The 14,773-nt window shown below is 72.1% G+C and carries 15 protein-coding genes and 1 pseudogene; 4 read left to right on the plus strand and 12 right to left on the minus strand.

Annotation, left to right across the window (positions count from 1 at the left end):
* Position 1: 1 nt before the first annotated feature.
* On the plus strand, positions 2 to 892 hold the full coding sequence (locus H958_RS0118290; RefSeq protein WP_028059722.1) for a carbohydrate ABC transporter permease: 891 nt from the start codon (positions 2 to 4) through the stop codon (positions 890 to 892).
* A 159-nt stretch (positions 893 to 1,051) separates the two neighbouring features.
* Complete coding sequence (locus H958_RS0118295; protein WP_028059723.1) at positions 1,052 to 1,348, plus strand: hypothetical protein; 297 nt, start codon at positions 1,052 to 1,054, stop codon at positions 1,346 to 1,348.
* Here H958_RS0118295 and H958_RS0118300 read toward each other — a convergent pair.
* From H958_RS0118300 to rpsA, 7 genes are all read right to left on the minus strand, one after another.
* The gene (locus tag H958_RS0118300) at positions 1,345 to 1,854 is read right to left on the minus strand and encodes a PaaI family thioesterase (protein WP_028059724.1); all 510 of its coding nucleotides are present in this window, start codon (positions 1,852 to 1,854) and stop codon (positions 1,345 to 1,347) included. The genes H958_RS0118295 and H958_RS0118300 overlap by 4 nt on opposite strands.
* A gap of 49 nt (positions 1,855 to 1,903) precedes the next feature.
* Entirely contained in the window at positions 1,904 to 2,788 is an 885-nt protein-coding gene (locus H958_RS38425) for an MFS transporter (RefSeq protein ID WP_051324474.1), read from the minus strand.
* 49 nt (positions 2,789 to 2,837) lie between these two features.
* Complete coding sequence (locus H958_RS0118310; RefSeq protein ID WP_028059725.1) at positions 2,838 to 3,404, minus strand: TetR/AcrR family transcriptional regulator; 567 nt, start codon at positions 3,402 to 3,404, stop codon at positions 2,838 to 2,840.
* Between the two features lie 134 nt (positions 3,405 to 3,538).
* On the minus strand, positions 3,539 to 4,234 hold the full coding sequence (locus H958_RS38430) for an SDR family oxidoreductase (protein ID WP_037410546.1): 696 nt from the start codon (positions 4,232 to 4,234) through the stop codon (positions 3,539 to 3,541).
* Positions 4,235 to 4,274: 40 nt separating this feature from the next.
* Positions 4,275 to 4,931, minus strand: coding sequence for a lytic transglycosylase domain-containing protein (locus tag H958_RS38435; RefSeq protein WP_028059726.1), 657 nt, complete (start codon positions 4,929 to 4,931; stop codon positions 4,275 to 4,277).
* On the minus strand, positions 4,928 to 5,506 hold the full coding sequence (gene coaE / locus H958_RS0118325) for a dephospho-CoA kinase (protein ID WP_028059727.1): 579 nt from the start codon (positions 5,504 to 5,506) through the stop codon (positions 4,928 to 4,930). Before coaE ends, H958_RS38435 begins: the two co-directional genes overlap by 4 nt.
* Entirely contained in the window at positions 5,503 to 6,843 is a 1,341-nt protein-coding gene (rpsA, locus tag H958_RS38440; protein WP_051324475.1) for a 30S ribosomal protein S1, read from the minus strand. The genes coaE and rpsA overlap by 4 nt, the downstream gene beginning before the upstream one ends.
* A gap of 87 nt (positions 6,844 to 6,930) precedes the next feature.
* Here rpsA and H958_RS38445 point away from each other — a divergent pair, with 87 nt between their 5' ends.
* The gene (locus H958_RS38445) at positions 6,931 to 8,073 is read left to right on the plus strand and encodes an NAD(P)/FAD-dependent oxidoreductase (RefSeq protein WP_081686027.1); all 1,143 of its coding nucleotides are present in this window, start codon (positions 6,931 to 6,933) and stop codon (positions 8,071 to 8,073) included.
* 36 nt (positions 8,074 to 8,109) lie between these two features.
* Here the strand turns inward: H958_RS38445 and H958_RS0118340 are convergent, their stop codons facing one another.
* Genes H958_RS0118340 through polA form a run of 5 tightly spaced genes read right to left on the minus strand, consistent with a single transcriptional unit; the run spans position 8,110 to position 14,063 of the window.
* On the minus strand, positions 8,110 to 9,375 hold the full coding sequence (locus H958_RS0118340) for an aminotransferase family protein (RefSeq protein ID WP_028059728.1): 1,266 nt from the start codon (positions 9,373 to 9,375) through the stop codon (positions 8,110 to 8,112).
* Between the two features lie 50 nt (positions 9,376 to 9,425).
* Positions 9,426 to 10,289, minus strand: coding sequence for an alpha/beta hydrolase (locus H958_RS38450; RefSeq protein ID WP_051324477.1), 864 nt, complete (start codon positions 10,287 to 10,289; stop codon positions 9,426 to 9,428).
* A 2-nt stretch (positions 10,290 to 10,291) separates the two neighbouring features.
* Positions 10,292 to 10,963, minus strand: coding sequence for an SRPBCC family protein (locus H958_RS0118350; protein ID WP_028059729.1), 672 nt, complete (start codon positions 10,961 to 10,963; stop codon positions 10,292 to 10,294).
* A gap of 13 nt (positions 10,964 to 10,976) precedes the next feature.
* Entirely contained in the window at positions 10,977 to 11,420 is a 444-nt protein-coding gene (locus H958_RS38455; RefSeq protein ID WP_051324478.1) for a DMT family transporter, read from the minus strand.
* A 48-nt stretch (positions 11,421 to 11,468) separates the two neighbouring features.
* Positions 11,469 to 14,063 carry a DNA polymerase I gene (gene polA / locus H958_RS0118360; protein ID WP_037410548.1) on the minus strand — a complete coding sequence of 865 codons (2,595 nt, stop codon included), beginning with the start codon at positions 14,061 to 14,063 and terminating at the stop codon, positions 11,469 to 11,471.
* Positions 14,064 to 14,249: 186 nt separating this feature from the next.
* Here polA and H958_RS43615 point away from each other — a divergent pair.
* A pseudogene (locus H958_RS43615) lies at positions 14,250 to 14,773 on the plus strand (hypothetical protein); the annotation flags it as partial.

Genomic DNA, 14,773 nt, shown 5'->3' on the forward strand with positions numbered 1-14,773 from the left:
GATGGCTGCCACCACCGTCCCGCAGGCCACCACGGCGGACACGACCGCCACGCGCAAGCAGGCCGTGAAGGGCCCCAGCACACCCTGGTGGCTGTGGGTATGCGTGTTCGGGATCGTCGTGTTCTGCCTGCTGCCGTTCTACTGGCTGGTCAACATCAGCCTCAAGACGGGCCCGGACCTGTCCTCGTCGGACCTCATCCCGCCGCACCCGTCGCTCGACAACTACACGTCGATCTTCCAGAACTCGAGCTTCACACGCGCGCTGGCAAACAGCGCGATCGTGAGCCTCACGACCACGTTCATCGGCGTGATCGTGGGCTCGTTCGCCGCCTACGCGCTCGCGCGGCTGCGGATGAACGGGAAGTTCCTGCTGCTCGGCATCGTGCTCTCGATCACGACGTTCCCGCAGATCGCGATCGCCGCGCCGCTGTTCCGGCTGTGGTCGAACATCGGCCTCTACAACACGCTGATCGGCCTGATCATCCCGTATCTGACGTTCGCGCTGCCGCTCTCGATCTACATCCTCGTCAGCTTCTTCCGCGAGATCCCGAAGGACCTCGAGGAGGCGGCGCTCGTCGACGGCGCGACGAACTTCGAGGCGTTCCGCAAGGTCGTGGTGCCGCTCGCGGCGCCCGGCCTGGCGACGACCGCGATCCTGACGTTCATCGCGGCGTGGAACGAGTTCCTGCTCGCCACCACGCTGACGTCGTCGACGACGGCGCGCACCGTGCCGGTCGCGATCTCGCAGTTCACCGGCTCCTCGGAGTTCGAGGTGCCGCTGGGCACGCAGTCCGCGGCGTCGGTCGTGATCTCGATCCCGCTGATCATCCTGGTCCTGCTCTTCCAGAAGCGGATCGTCGCCGGCCTCACCGCCGGCGCGGTCAAGGGCTGAGCAGGACGCCCTCGCCGGGCGCAGGACGAGGCCTGGGGCCTCGTCCTCCGCCCGGCCGTCGGCGTCGGCGAACGAGCGCGGGTGGAACCGCGAGATGGCGCGCCGCCGCCACCATGCCGGTCCTGACATCGGCGGCGTTCTCACATAGGGTCTTGGGGGATGATGCGCCAGGCAGCAGCTCCGCTCGCCCTGCTCGTGGCGGGGATCGTGGTCCTGATCGCGGGCGGCGGGTCGACGGCCACGCAGGCGGCCGCGTTCGCGCTGATCGGGGTGGCGTGCGTCGTCGCGGTCTCGCTGACGTTCCTGGCGATCGGCCGCGCCGAGGACCGCGAGCGCGAAGAGGCGATGCGCGCGCGTCACAGCGAGCCCGAGCCGCCCCCTCCCCCGCCCGAGCCGCCGGACCACGACCAGGCGCGGCGCCGCCGGCGGCCGCTTCCGCCGCGGCGGCCGGGCTAGCCCAGGATCAGGCAGCTCGTCGACGCGTGCGCGAACAGCGTGCCGTCGGCCTCGCCGAACAGGCGTCCCTCGGCCGTCGCGAGCCGGCGCCCCGAATGCACGACGCGGCTCTCGGCGAGCACGCGGCCGGACGTCGACGACAGCGCGCGCACGTAGCGGACCTGGAGATCGGAGGTCGCGTAGCCGACGCCCGCGTCGAGCGTCGTGTGCACGGCGCAGCCCAGCGACGAGTCGAGGATCGTCGCCGCCACGCCTCCGTGGACGGAACCGATCGGGTTGTACATCCACTCCGCCGGCTCGAGCGCGAACACGACGTGCCCGCGGTCCACGTGGGTGATCGACATGCCGAGCAGCTCCGCGATCGGCGGCGGCGGGAGCTCGCCCGCGGCGACCATGCGGATCGCATCGAGTCCGGGAAGGTCGCGGACGGCGGTCGCGGTGGCGAGCGGGTCCGACCAAGTGAAGGTTCGGGTCCGCTCCCCCGCGTCAGTAATCGGTTGCGTCACGCAACCGATCTTACGGCGACTACGGCGCGTCGTGTCGTCTCCGGCAGCGTCAGCGCGAGCGCGATGCCAGCACCAGCAGCGGCAGCTGGAGTGCCATCGAGCCGACGAGCACGCGGCGGCGGCCGATCCGGTCGACCATCCGGCCGCCGACGAGCGTGCCGAGGGCGCCGGCCACGAGCATCGCCGTCAACGCGCCGTTGCCGGCCGCGTCCGACGTGCCGAAGTGGTGGATGAACCACACCGGCACGAACGACTGCAGCCCGAAGTAGACGCCGGAGCGGACCGACACGGCGGCGGTCAGACGGCCGAACGCGCCCCATTCGTCGCGACCCTGCGCGAGCTGCTCACGGCCGCGGCGCGCGACCTCGGCCGTGCGGCTGCGCAGGTGGGGCACCTCGAGCGCGAGGATCAGCGCGGCGAGCGCCGGGAGGATGGCGACGACCAGCGTCCCGTGCAGGCCGAGCGCGAGGACGGCCGGCGTGACCAGGATCGGAGCGAGCGCGAAGCCGGCGTTGCCGCCGACCGAGAACAGGCTCATGCCCGTGCCGCGCCGGGGGCCCGACGCGTAGTTCGCGTAGCGCGCGCCCTCCGGGTGGAACGCCGCGACGCCGAGGCCGCCGACGCCGACCGCGACGGTCGTGAGCGCGAAGCTCGTCGCGAGGCCCGTGCCCGCGATGCCGGCCGCGGCGAGCGCGACGCCCACCGGCATCAGCCACCACAGCGAAAGGCGGTCGCTGACCGCGCCGAACAGCGGCTGGACGATCGATGAGCCGACGGTGACCGCCAGCAGCAGGACGCCGGCCGCGCCGTAGGAGTAGCCGCGCTCGGAGATCAGGAACGGGATCAGCGCCGGGATCGAGCCCTGGCAGAGGTCCGCGGCCGCGTGCCCGGACGCCAGCGCGGCGAGCCCGCGGCGATCGAGCGCGGAGCTCACGGGCGGCGACCGCCGCCTGCGGTCGCTTCGAGCATCGCTTCCGGGATGCTCACGTCGTGATCCCGTCCAGCGCGAGCTGCAGGACTCCGCGGCGGGCGCGCTCCGGCGGCCAGCCGTGCCCGCGGCGCAGGTGGCGGTACGTGTGGCTGACGAGGTTGAAGAGGATCGTGGCGGTCTCGCCGGGGTCCTGGACCCCGCGCAGCGTCCCGTCGGCGGCGCCGTCGCGCAGGATCCGCTCGACCGGCTCGGTGAAGACGCTGCGGGTCAGCACCGCGTCGCCTTCGTCGTGGAAGATGCCCCGGCGGGTGGACTCCCCGAGCGCGGCGAGCAGCTCGACGTTCGCGTCGCAGACGTCGCAGAGCGCGTCGAGCGCCTGCTCGAGGCGCTCGCGGGCCGTGCCGGGGCCGGTGAGGGCGGGCCACATGGCGCGTCGGTAGTCGGTCTCGAGCGCATGCGCGAGGCCCGCAAGGACCGCCTCGCGGGTGACGCCGCGGCGGTGCAGCGTCATCCGCGAGAGCCCGGCCTCGCCGGCGATCCGCTCGAGCGTCGCCTCGCGCCAGCCGTGGCGCTCGATCGCTTGGCGGGCGGCGGCGAGGATGTGCGGGTCGGTGGCCATAACTGTTACACGAGCGTAACAGCCGGGGAACAACGGCGGCGGCCGCGACGTCGAGAAGGGCATGTTCCGATTTCGCCCCACCGTCCGGCAGCTCCCGTCGCCGAAGTCACCGAAGAAGCCCAACCCGGATCAGGTCACGGTCCCCCGCCCGCTGACGTGATCACTTGACCGGTCACCCACGCGGCGTCCTCCGAGCACAGGAAGGCGATCAGGCGCGCGGCGTCCTCCGGTTGACCCCAGCGGCCGAACGGCTGGCGCTCGAGCACCCACTCGCGGATCTCCCGCGTCGGCCAGCCCGTGTCCGTGGCGCCCGGGTCGACGGTGTTGACCGTGATGCGCTTCGGCGCAACGGCGGCCGCGAGGCTCGGCGTGAGCTGGTGCAGGGCGCCCTTGCCCGCGATGTAGGGCAGCTCGCCGGGCATCGGCCCGCGGTGCTGACCGGAGGTCATCATCACGATCCGCCCGCCCGGGCGGCCGTCGTGGCGCTTCTCGAAGGCCTCCACGAGCAGCAGCGACGCGCGCACGTTGACCGCCAGCGCGGCGTCGATCTCGGCGGCGTCGAGCTCGCCGAGGCCCTGGTTGACCGAGCGCGCGTGGTTGACGACCAGCACGTCGAGGTGCCCGAGCGCGTCGGCGGCCTCGGCCACGACCCGCTCCGGCGCCGCGGGGTCGATGAAGTCCGCGCGGATGTGGACCGCGCCTTCGAGCCGCGGGGCGTCCTCCTCGTGCGCGTGCAGGGCGAGCCGGTGGCCGCCGGCGGCCAGGCGAAGGGCGACGGCGTAGCCGATCCCGTTCGGGCGCCCGACGCCTGTGATCAGGGCATTTCGCATCTTCGACCGGCGGGAGACTCGCCCCCCTGCGCGATCCGCCTCAGAGTCCGAGCTCCGGCGCGTAGGTGCGCCGGTACTCGGTGCGGGCGGAGAGGACGCGATGCACGTAGTTGCGCGTCTCCGGGAACGGGATGTGCTCGGCGACGTTGAAGGTCTCCCCCTTGTCGGACGCCTTGCGCCACCACTCGTCCACCTTGCCCTCGCCGGCGTTGTAGGCCGCGAGGGTCAGCACGGTGTTGCCGTGGTACTTGGTCAGCAGGTAGCGCAGGTACCACGTGCCGTAGGAGATGTTGATCTGCGGCGTGGCGAGATCCTCTCGCTCGAAGCGCGTGCCGCCGGACTTGCGCGCGATGTAGTCGGCCGTGTCCGGCATCAGCTGCATCAGGCCCTTGGCGCCGGCGTTGGACGTCTGGTCGCGGAAGTGCGACTCGGTGTAGATGACGGCCGCGATCAACGACGGATCGACGTTCTTCTCCAGCGCCTGCTGGCGGATGATGTCCTCATGGCGCAGCGGGAGCTGGATCTCCTGCACCGCCTTGTCCACCGGGTGGACGAGGCTGAGCACGGCGACGACCGTGAGCGCGAACCCGGCGACGAGCGTCAGCCTGCGGCGCAGCACCTGGCGCCTGCGCGCTCGCGACGGCCGACGGCGGGAACGGCCGGTCGTCGTGCGTGCGGTGGCGGTGCGCGCGCTCATCTCGTCAGCTTCGCAAGGACCCCCGACAGCTCCTGCTCCAGTTGCTCGAGCGTGCCGGAGTTCTCAATAGCGTAGGTCGCCCGGCGGGCTTTCTCATCTTGACTGAGCTGGCGGGCGGTCCGCTCGTCCAGCGACGCATGCCCACGAGCCGCAGCCCGCTCCTTGCGGACACTTTCCTCGGCGACGATCGCGATCGTCGCGTCGTAGTTGCCCTCGAGTCCGGCTTCGAACAACAACGGCGTCTCGACGACGAGCGCGCGTCCGCCGGCGGTCTCGCGCCATTCCTGGACCTTCTGGCCGACCCGCGGCCACAGCAACTGCTCGAGCCACGCGCGGTCCTCGGGCGTCGCGAAGGCCGCCTTGGCGACCGCCGAGCGGTCGACCTTGCCGTCCGGGGCGACCTCCGGGCCCCAGCGCTCCACGACGGCGTCGCGCACCTCCGGCTCCTCGTAGAGCGCGTGCACGACGGCGTCGGTGGAGATCGTCGCCGCGCCCAGGCGGGCGAGCGCGGCGAGCGCTTCGGACTTCCCCGCGCCGATACCGCCCGTCAGGCCGACGAACGGCGGCGCGGTCACTCCTCTTCGGGAGCCTCCGGCTCCGGGGCCACCTCGGGCTCCGGCGCCTCGGCGGCAGCCTCGGGCTCCTCAGCGGGCGCCTCGGGCTCCTCAGCGGGCGCCTCGGGCTCCTCAGCGGGCGCCTCGGGCTCCTCGGCGGTCGCCTCGAGCTCCTCGGCCGGCGGCGCGGCGGTCGCGCCCTCGGCGAAGACGTCCTCCGACAGGCCAAGCTCAGGCATGTCCTCGAGGTCGCCCGCGTCGGACAGACCCTCGACGCTGCGGCGCGGCAGGATCTGGCCCTCCACCCGCTTGATCGAGAGCGAGAGCCGGCGGCGCTCGGAGTCGATCTCGAGGATCTTGACCTTCACCTCGTCGCCCGGCTGGACGATCTCGCGCGGGTTCTCGACGTGCTGCTGGGCGAGCTCGGAGATGTGCACGAGGCCTTCGACGCCCTCGAGGATCTCGACGAACGCGCCGAACGCGACGACCTTGGTGACCGTGCCCTCGAGCTCGTCACCGACGTGGTAGGTGTCGACGACACGCTGCCACGGGTCTTCCTGGGTCTGCTTGAGGCCCAGGGAGATGCGCTGGCGGTCGCGGTCGATGTCGAGCACCTTGACCTCGACGGTCTCGCCGATCGTCAGCACCTCGCTCGGGTGGTTGACGTGCGACCAGCTGAGCTCGGAGATGTGGATCAGGCCGTCGATGCCGTCGAGGTCGACGAACGCGCCGAAGTCGACGATGTTGGAGATCTGGCCCTCGATGATCAGGCCCGGCTGCAGGCGCTCCAGGATGGCCTGGCGCTGCTCCTTGCGCTCCTCCTCCAGCACCGCGCGGCGGCTGAGGACCACGTTGTTGCGGCTGCGGTTGAGCTCTATGACCTTCGTCTGGATGGTCTGGCCCAGGTACTCGTCCAGGTTCGGGACGCGGCGGATGTCGACCAGCGAGGCGGGCAGGAAGCCGCGCACCCCGAGATCGACGATCAGGCCGCCCTTGACGACCTCGATGACCGCGCCGTTGACCGGCTCGCCGGAGTCGGCGGCGGCCTCGATCTTGCGCCAGGCGCGCTCGAAGCGGGCGCGCTTCTTGGACAGGATCAGCCGGCCGTCCTGGTCCTCCTTGGTGAGGACGAGAGCGTCGACCTCCTCGCCGAGCTCCACCTCCTCATTCGGATCGACCGACTTCCGGATCGAAAGCTCGTTGTTGGGGATTACCCCTTCGCTCTTGTAGCCGATGTCGACGAGGACCTCGTCCTTGTCGATGCGCACCACCTTGCCGGTGACGACGTCTCCTTCTTCGAAGGGGACGATCGTGGCGTCGTAGTTGGGGACAATGCGGCCGTCGATCTCGAGGAGCATCCCATCGGAGCCCTCGACGACTCGGGCGTCGGGGATGGCAGGGGGGGTGAGCGTGGCTTCCATTAGCGGCGGATACTCTAGCGATCCATGCCGGTCCGAGCGACGAAACGCGGCGCCGCCCGCCCTCCCTTCCTACCCGGAGCCGACGCCGACGTGCTGATCTGCGGCGCTTCCTTCGCCGGCCTGACGGTCGCGCGCGAGCTGCGCGCGACGGGCGCGCGCGTGTTGGTGCTGGACCGCTACGAGATCGGCGAGCGGCAGACCTCGGCCTGCGCGGCGCCGACCGAGTGGCTGCGCAACATGGGCGTGGAGGCGTCGATCCGGCAGACGTTCGGGTCGCTTCTCGTGCACACGCCGCAGGTCGCTAAGGCGCGCTGGACCTTGCCCTGGACGTTCTCGACGTTCGATTACCCATCGCTGTGCGAGGGGCTGTTCGAGCAGTCCGGCGATGCCGTGTTCGACACGGCGAAGGTCGAGGGACGCACCGGGACCACCGTGCACACGGATCGCGGCGACGTCACGGCCGGGCTGATCGTGGACGCGCTCGGCTGGCGGCGCGTGCTGGGTCCGGGGGCGAACGTCCAGCCGCCGGAGGCGGCGCTCTCGCGGGGATTGGAAGTTCACCCGAATGGGCTAGGCGCGGACCTCGAGCTGTGGATCGATCCCCGCTACGTCGACGCGGGGTACGGCTGGTCGTTTCCGGCTCTGGATGAGCTGCGGATCGGCGTCGGCTCGTTCGATCCGCACGACCCGGTCAAGCAGCCGACGCTGCGGCTGGTCGACGACGTGGATGCATCGCCCGACGGCTACCAGGGCAACTGGATCCCGCACCGGCTGCGGCCGGCCGCCGAGGACGGCGTCTTCTTCGCGGGCGACTCGGCGGGCCATTGCCTGCCGTTGACCGCCGAGGGGATCCGGATGGCGTTCTACTTCGGGATCGCCTGCGGGCGCGAGCTGCGCGCCGTGCTCGACGGGCGCTCGACGCGCGACGAGGCGCTGGCCTCCTACGGCGCGTTCTCCGCCTCGCACAGGTTCGCGTTCGAGTGCATGTACGCGGCGCAGCAGTCGATCCGGCACCTGCACGGGCGGCCGCTGGACGGCGTGACGCGGTTCTTCACGCGCCGGCGGGTGAGCGAGTGGGCGTTCAGGCACTACCTCGACATCGCCCCGCCGTCGTACGCCGTGCCGTCGCCGCCGGCGGCGCGGGCTGTCGCCGCGGTCGCGGCGTAGGGGTGGCGCCGCCGGCGCGGATCTCCGCGGATGCCGTTACAGCGCGTCGAGGCCCGTGCGCACCGCGGTGGCGATCTCGTCGATGTGCTCCTGCTCGATCACGAGCGGCGGGGAGATGGCCACGGCGCCGAGCAGCGGCCGCACGATCACGCCCGCCTCGCGTGCGCCCGCGACCAGCTTCGCCACGGCGCCCGCGTCGTTCGCGATCGCCTCGTCGGACAGCGCGACGGCCGCGAGCAGGCCGGTGCCGGAGCGGATCTCGCCCACCGCCGGGTGATCGGCGAGCGGCGCCAGCGCGTCGCGAAGCGGACCCTCGAGCAGCCGCCCGCGCGGGATGACGTCCTCGCGCTCGTACAGCTCGATCGTCGCGAGACCGGCGGCGCAGCACGTCGGGTGGCCGGCGTAGGTCGCGCCGTGGCGGAGGATCGGGCCGCCGGGCTCCGTGAAGAACGGCGCCGCGACCTCGTTGGAGGCGATCACGCCGCCCAGCGGCAGGTAGCCGGACGTCACGCCCTTGGCGAACGTGATCATGTCCGGCTTGACGTCCTCCCAGCGCTCGATCCCGAACCACGTGCCGAGGCGGCCGAAGGCGCAGATCACGGCGTCGATCACGAGCAGGATGCCGTGCTCGGCGCATAGGTCGGCGACGCCCTCGATGTAGCCGTCGGGCGGCGGCAGCACGCCGCCGGCGCCGATCACCGGCTCGCAGAAGAAGGCCGCCACGCGATCTGGGCCGACGCGCCGGATCTCCTCCTCGAGCGCCGGCAGCGAGTCGTACGGCACCGAGGAGGTGCCGGGGACCAGCGGGCCCCAGTTGCTCGTGTTGGCCTCGATCCCGCCGATCGACGTGCCGAAGCCGTGCGTCCCGTGATAGCCCTGCGTCCGCGAGATCAGGTGCACGCGCTCGGGCTGGCCGCGCAGGACGAAGTGGCGCCGGGCGATCTTCGCCGCGGTGTCGATCGCGTCGCCGCCGCCGGAGCCGAGGAACACGCGCGCGTCCTCCATCGGCGCACGCGCCGCCAGCGCGGCGCAGAGCTCGTTGGCCGGCCGGTTGGAGAACTCGCCGAACGTCGAATAGGCCTCCAGGCGCTTCATCTGCGCCGCCACGGCGTCGGCGATCTCAGCCCGGCCGTGGCCGAGGTTCGCGTACCAGAGCGAGGCGGTGCCGTCGAGGTAGCGGCGTCCTTCGGCATCGAAGACGTAGACGCCCTCCCCACGCTCGATCAGGAGCTCCTGCCGGCTTACCGCGGCCATGTCGGCGAAGGGGTGCCAGAACGCGGTCGTGGTCGTGTGGGTGGCCATGCCGTGACGGTACTCCACCGCCGGCGTCCGGATGTCCAACCTCGACCGGCTCAAGCCTCCAAGGCGGCGCGCACCGCTGCGCCGGCCTCCTGGGCGGCGGAGCGGGCGGCCGCGGAGGCGCGCTGCCAGCGCCAGAAGCCGTGGATCGTCCCTGCGGCGTCGACGAGCGTGACGGGCACGCCCGCGCGCTCGAGCGCCTTCGCGTACGCCTTGCCCTCGTCGCGCAGCACGTCGCTCTCTGCGAGCACGATGTAGGCGGGCGCGACGCCCGCGAGATCGTCCTGGCGCAGCGGCGAAGCGTCGGGGAGCGTGCCGTCGGCGCCGTCGAGGTAGAGCTCCCAGAAGCGCTTCATGCCCGCCGCGGTCAGGCCGTAGCCCTCGGCGAACTCGCGGTAGCTCGGCGTGTTCACGCCCGCGTCGGTGACCGGGTAGATCAGCACCTGCAGCTTCAGCTCGCCGCGGAGCTTCTGCGCCACGACCGCGGCGAGGTTGCCGCCGGCCGAATCGCCGGCGACGACGTCGGCCCTGAGCGCACGCGTCGCGGCGAGCGCGTCTTCGAGCGCTGCGGGGAACGGGTGCTCGGGCGCGAGCCGGTAGTCGACGTTCGCCACCACCGCGCCCGACGCGAGCGCGAGCGTGCGGCAGACCGCCTCCGTCGACGCCGCGTTGCCCACGACCCAGCCGCCGCCGTGGAAGTACGCGACCGTTCCGCGCGCGTTCTCGGGGCGATAGATCCGGGCGCGCACGCCGGCGAGCTCGGCGTCCTCGGTCGCGACCTCGGGCCCCTCCCCCGCGAGCTGCGCCGTCTCACTGTCGTGCGCCGCCCGCGCCTGCTCGACGGGGACGTTCTCGGGGGCCGGGCCGCGCAGCCCGTTGATGGCGTCGAGGATCGCCTGGATCTCGGCGTCGAGCACGCTCAGCGGCGCCGGATCAACCGCAGGACGACGAACACGGCGACCAGGCCGGCGGCCAGCGGGAGCGCGCGCTTGAGGATCGCTCCGCGGCTCGCCTCGCCGAGGTCCAGCACGTTCGGCGTCGGCCGCTCGGGCTCGGGCTGCGGCACCGCACCGGCGTTCGCCGGCTCCGCGGCCGGGGCCGGATGCGGCTCGGGGGCGGGGGCGGCGGCGCCGGTGGGCGCGGGGGCCGCGCTCATCTCCGAGGCCAGGCAGTCGGCGAACTGACGCATCAGCTTCGCCGAGACGTCCTGCATCACGCCGCGGCCGAACTGCGCCGCCGGGCCCGTGACGCGCATGTCGGTCTCAACCTTCACGCGCGTGCCCTCGGGCGTCTCCTCCATCGACGACGTGATCGTGGCGGCGGCGGTGCCCTGCCCGCGCGCGTCCTTGGCCTGCGCGCGCATGACCGCGACGCGGCCGGTCTCGTCGACCTGCTCGATCTTGACCGTGCCCTTGTAGCGCGACGTGATCGGGCCGATCTTGATCGTCATCATGCCGGTGTACTCGCCGCCTTCGCCGCCGGGCTCGACCTGCGCGCCGGGCAGGCACGGTGCGACGCGCTCGATGTCGAGCAGCACCGCCCACGCCTGCTCGAGCGGGGCGGGGACCGTGAACTCGTTCGCCAGCTTCATATTGCCCTGAAAGCTACTCCGCGACGACGAGGTAGGTCCCTGCGGCGAGCAGCGCGACGCCGGCGAGCTTGGCGGGCGTGACGGGGGAGCGGTCGACGCCGAACCAGCCCAGATGGTCGATCAGCATCGCGGCGCCGAGCTGGCCCGCGACGGTCGCGGCGGTCAGCCCACCGGCGCCGAGCGCGCGCACGGTCCAGACGATCGAGCCGACGTACAGCGCGCCGATCAGCCCGCCGCCGATGACCGCCCAGGCGGGGGCCGTGCCGACGTCGGCGACCCCTTCGACCTTGCCGCTCACCAGGGTCAGGATGAGCAGCGCCGCGAACGAGACGCCGAGCGCGACGCAGGTCGCCGGCAGGCCGCCGACGGCGTGCCCGAGGCGCGAGTTCAGCGGCGCCTGCGCGGCGACGGCGGCACCGATCGACACCGCGACGACGACGGCGACGTTGCGGTCCATCAAGGTCGGATGATCGGGGTGGGGCGGAGGGGCTGCACGCCTTATCCTCTACTTCGCCGCGAGCCAGTTCTCGCCGACGCCCGCGTCGACCGCGAGCGGCGGATCCATCTCTGCCGCGCCGACCATCTCGCGCGTCACGATCTCCTTCGCCTGCTCGACCTCCTCCGGCGGGCCCTCGAACAGCAGCTCGTCGTGGATCTGCAGGATCACGTGGGTGTCGAGGTTCGCGGCGGCCAGCGCGTCGCTCGCGCGCACCATCGCGACCTTGATGATGTCGGCGGCCGTGCCCTGGATGACGGTGTTGACCGCGAGCCGCTCGCCGAGCTTGCGCGTCTGCCAGTTGCGCGCGCGGATCTCCGGGATCTGGCGGCGGCGGCCGAAGAGCGTGCTCACGTAGCCGGTCTCCTCCGCCTGCGTCACCGCGTCCTTCATGAACTGCGCGACCGCCGGGAAGCGCTCGAGATAGCGGTCGATGAACTCCTGCGCCTCCTCCTGGGCGATGCGCAGGCGGTCCGCGAGCCCGTAGGCCGAGAGGCCGTAGACGATCCCGTAGTTGACCATCTTGGCCTTGGAGCGCATGCCGACGTCCAACTGCTCGGGCGGCAGCTCGAACACCGCCGACGCGGTCTCGGTGTGGACGTCCTCGCCGCGCAGGAAGATGTCGCGCAGCACCTGCTCGTTGGCGATGTGGGCGAGCACCCGCAGCTCGACCTGCGAGTAGTCGACGGACAGGAGCACGTTGCCGGGCTCGGCGATGAAGCAGGCGCGGATCTCGCGGCCCGTCTCGGTGCGGATCGGGATGTTCTGGAGGTTCGGGTTGACGCTCGAGAGGCGCCCCGTGGCGGCCGTGACCTGCTCGAAGGTGGTGTGCAGGCGCCCGTCCTCGCCGACCCAGTTCGGCAGCGCGTCGAGGTAGGTCTGCGCGAGCTTGGAGAGCTCGCGGTGGCGCTCGATCTTGGGGATGATCTCGTGCTCGTCGCGGATCGCCTGCAGCACGCGCGCGTCGGTGCTGTAGCCGGTCTTGCCGCGGCGCTTGCGCGAGAGGCCGAGCTTCTCGAACAGGATCACCCCGAGCTGCTGCGGCGACCCGAGCACGAACTCCTCGCCCGCGAGATCCCAGATCTCGCGCTCGAGCGTCGCGACGTCGGCCTTGATGCGCGTCGAGACGGTCTCGAGCTTGGGCGTGTCGAGCTTGATGCCGCGCTTCTCGGTCTCGCGCAGGACGCGCACGAGCGGGAGCTCGATGTCGTTGAGCAGGCCGGTCAGGCCGCGCTCGGCGATCTGCGGGCGCTGGCGGTCCGCGACCAGCTTGACGAGCACGGCCGTAGTGGCCAGCGGATCGTCGGTCTCGACCGCGATGCCGCGCTCCTCGGCGATCTCGTCGAGCGGGTAGCCGCGGCGCGCGGGGTCGAGCAGGTAGGCGGCGACCTCGGTGTCGAAGATGAGGTTGTCGGGGACCTCGGTCAGCGCCTTGGCATCGTGCGCGATCACCGGGCGGTCGCCGGCGGCCTCGACGATCTCCTTCGGGTCCTGCATCTCGCCCTTGAGGACGTAGCCGCCGCCGGCATAGGCGGCGAAATGCCACTTCGGCTCGCGCGGCAGCAGCTCGCCCTCGGGGACCTCGGGCGGGGTGGCGACCAGGACGAGCTCCTCGCCGTGCAGGCGCGCGACGTCGGCGGGCCTGCCCTCCTTGGTCGGGAGCGTGAGCGTGTCCTGCGCCTCCGGGCGAGGGATCGCCTCCAGCTCGGCGGCCTCGAGCGCCTCCTCGAGGCGGCGGAGCGGATCGCGCAGTTCCCAGTCGCGGAAGACCGCGCGCAGGTTCGCGCGGTCGGGCCGGGCGTTGAGCTCGACCTCGAGGTCGATGTCGATCGGGACGTCGCGCACCATCGTCGCGAGCTGCTTTGACAGGCGCGCGGCGTCGGCGTGCTCGATCAGGTTCTGCTTGCGCTTGGCGCCCGAGATCTGCTCGACGTTGGCGAGCACGCCCTCGAGGTCGCCGAACTTCTGCAGCAGCTCGGCGGCGGTCTTGTCGCCGATGCCCGGGACGCCGGGGATGTTGTCGCTCGTGTCGCCCTTGAGGCCGATGAAGTCCGGGACCTTGTCGGGCGCGATGCCGTAGCGGTCGATCACGCCCTGCGTGTCGTAGACCTTCGTGTCGGTGATGCCGCGGCTCGTCGTCATGATGCGCACGCCGTCGGTGACCAGCTGGTACGCGTCGCGGTCACCCGTTACGACCATCACCGGGATGCCGCGCTCCTTGGCCTGCTCCGTGAGCGCGGCGATCACGTCGTCGGCCTCGAAGCCCTCGACGCTGATGTTGCGGTAGCCGAACGCCTCGACCAGGGGGCGCAGGTGCGGCCACTGGAGCTTCAGGAGGTCGGGGCGGCTGGAGCGCTGGGCCTTGTAGTCGGCGGAGATCTCCTTGCGGCCGGACATGCCCGCGTCCCATACGACGATCGTCGGAACCTGTCCGTAATCCGCGAGGATCTTGACCAGCATCGAAGCGAACCCGAAGATCGCGTTCGTGGGCCTGCCGTCGGACGTCGAAATCGACTCGGGCAGCGCGAAGAACGCCCTGTACGCGAGCGAGTTCCCGTCGATGAGGAAGAGCTCACGCGGTACGTCTCCGTTGCCTTGCGCCATGGCGTGAACGTTAGTAGCCGGACCCCCCTGAACGAGCGGCAGTGGGCGGTGCCGGGACCGCTATGCTGGCCACGCGGCTTCCCGGTGCATCTCCGCGCCCGGACGCCTTTCATGCGCGCACCGCCGCGTGAGCCCTCAAAGCGCTACGCCGCGCGCCAACGAGCCAGCAGCCAGAGGTCCCCACTCATGACCGACACGCCATCCCCCGAGGACCGCGACACCAACCCGACGACGCCCGAGCCTGAAGCTCCCGCCGTCACGGCATCCGAAGGGGACGGCGATACGGCGCCTGCTCCGACGCCCGAGGAGGCGACCGCCGAGGCCGCGGTCGCGGCCGACGCGCCCGCGCTCGACGCCGCGGAGACCGCCGAGGAGACGCCGAAGGTCGACGCGCCGTCCGTGGACCCGAGCGCCGGCGAGGCGCCGGTCGCCGACGGCCCGGTCGCCGAGGACACGGGGACCGCCGTGTCGGGCGAGACCGCCGAGGCGCCCGCGCCGCAGCCCGCCGCGGAGACGCCGGCCCCGGAGCCCGCGCAGGCCCCGGAGTCGGAGACGCCGGCCGCTGAGACGCCCGTGCCCGCGGCGGAGACCGCGCCTGCGGCGGCCGCTGAGACGCCCGCGCCGGCGGAGACGCCCGCCGCGGAGACCGCGCCTGCGGCGGCCGCTGAGACGCCCGCGCCCGCGGAGACGCCCGCCGCGGAGACCGCGCC

Source organism: Candidatus Solirubrobacter pratensis (assembly GCF_000425945.1).
In the GTDB taxonomy this organism is placed as follows: domain Bacteria; phylum Actinomycetota; class Thermoleophilia; order Solirubrobacterales; family Solirubrobacteraceae; genus Solirubrobacter; species Solirubrobacter pratensis.

Coding starts and splice junctions, on each gene's coding strand:
- H958_RS0118310 (WP_028059725.1), bottom strand. CDS start 3,404: ATGGCCACCGACCCGCACATCCTCGCCGCCGCCCGCCAAGCGATCGAG.
- H958_RS38445 (WP_081686027.1), top strand. CDS start 6,931: ATGCCGGTCCGAGCGACGAAACGCGGCGCCGCCCGCCCTCCCTTCCTA.
- H958_RS0118350 (WP_028059729.1), bottom strand. CDS start 10,963: ATGAAGCTGGCGAACGAGTTCACGGTCCCCGCCCCGCTCGAGCAGGCG.
- H958_RS38435 (WP_028059726.1), bottom strand. CDS start 4,931: ATGAGCGCGCGCACCGCCACCGCACGCACGACGACCGGCCGTTCCCGC.
- H958_RS0118290 (WP_028059722.1), top strand. CDS start 2: ATGGCTGCCACCACCGTCCCGCAGGCCACCACGGCGGACACGACCGCC.
- rpsA (WP_051324475.1), bottom strand. CDS start 6,843: ATGCTCCTCGAGATCGACGGCCGCATTGTCCCCAACTACGACGCCACG.
- H958_RS38430 (WP_037410546.1), bottom strand. CDS start 4,234: ATGCGAAATGCCCTGATCACAGGCGTCGGGCGCCCGAACGGGATCGGC.
- polA (WP_037410548.1), bottom strand. CDS start 14,063: ATGGCGCAAGGCAACGGAGACGTACCGCGTGAGCTCTTCCTCATCGAC.
- H958_RS38455 (WP_051324478.1), bottom strand. CDS start 11,420: ATGGACCGCAACGTCGCCGTCGTCGTCGCGGTGTCGATCGGTGCCGCC.
- H958_RS0118295 (WP_028059723.1), top strand. CDS start 1,052: ATGATGCGCCAGGCAGCAGCTCCGCTCGCCCTGCTCGTGGCGGGGATC.
- H958_RS0118340 (WP_028059728.1), bottom strand. CDS start 9,375: ATGGCCACCCACACGACCACGACCGCGTTCTGGCACCCCTTCGCCGAC.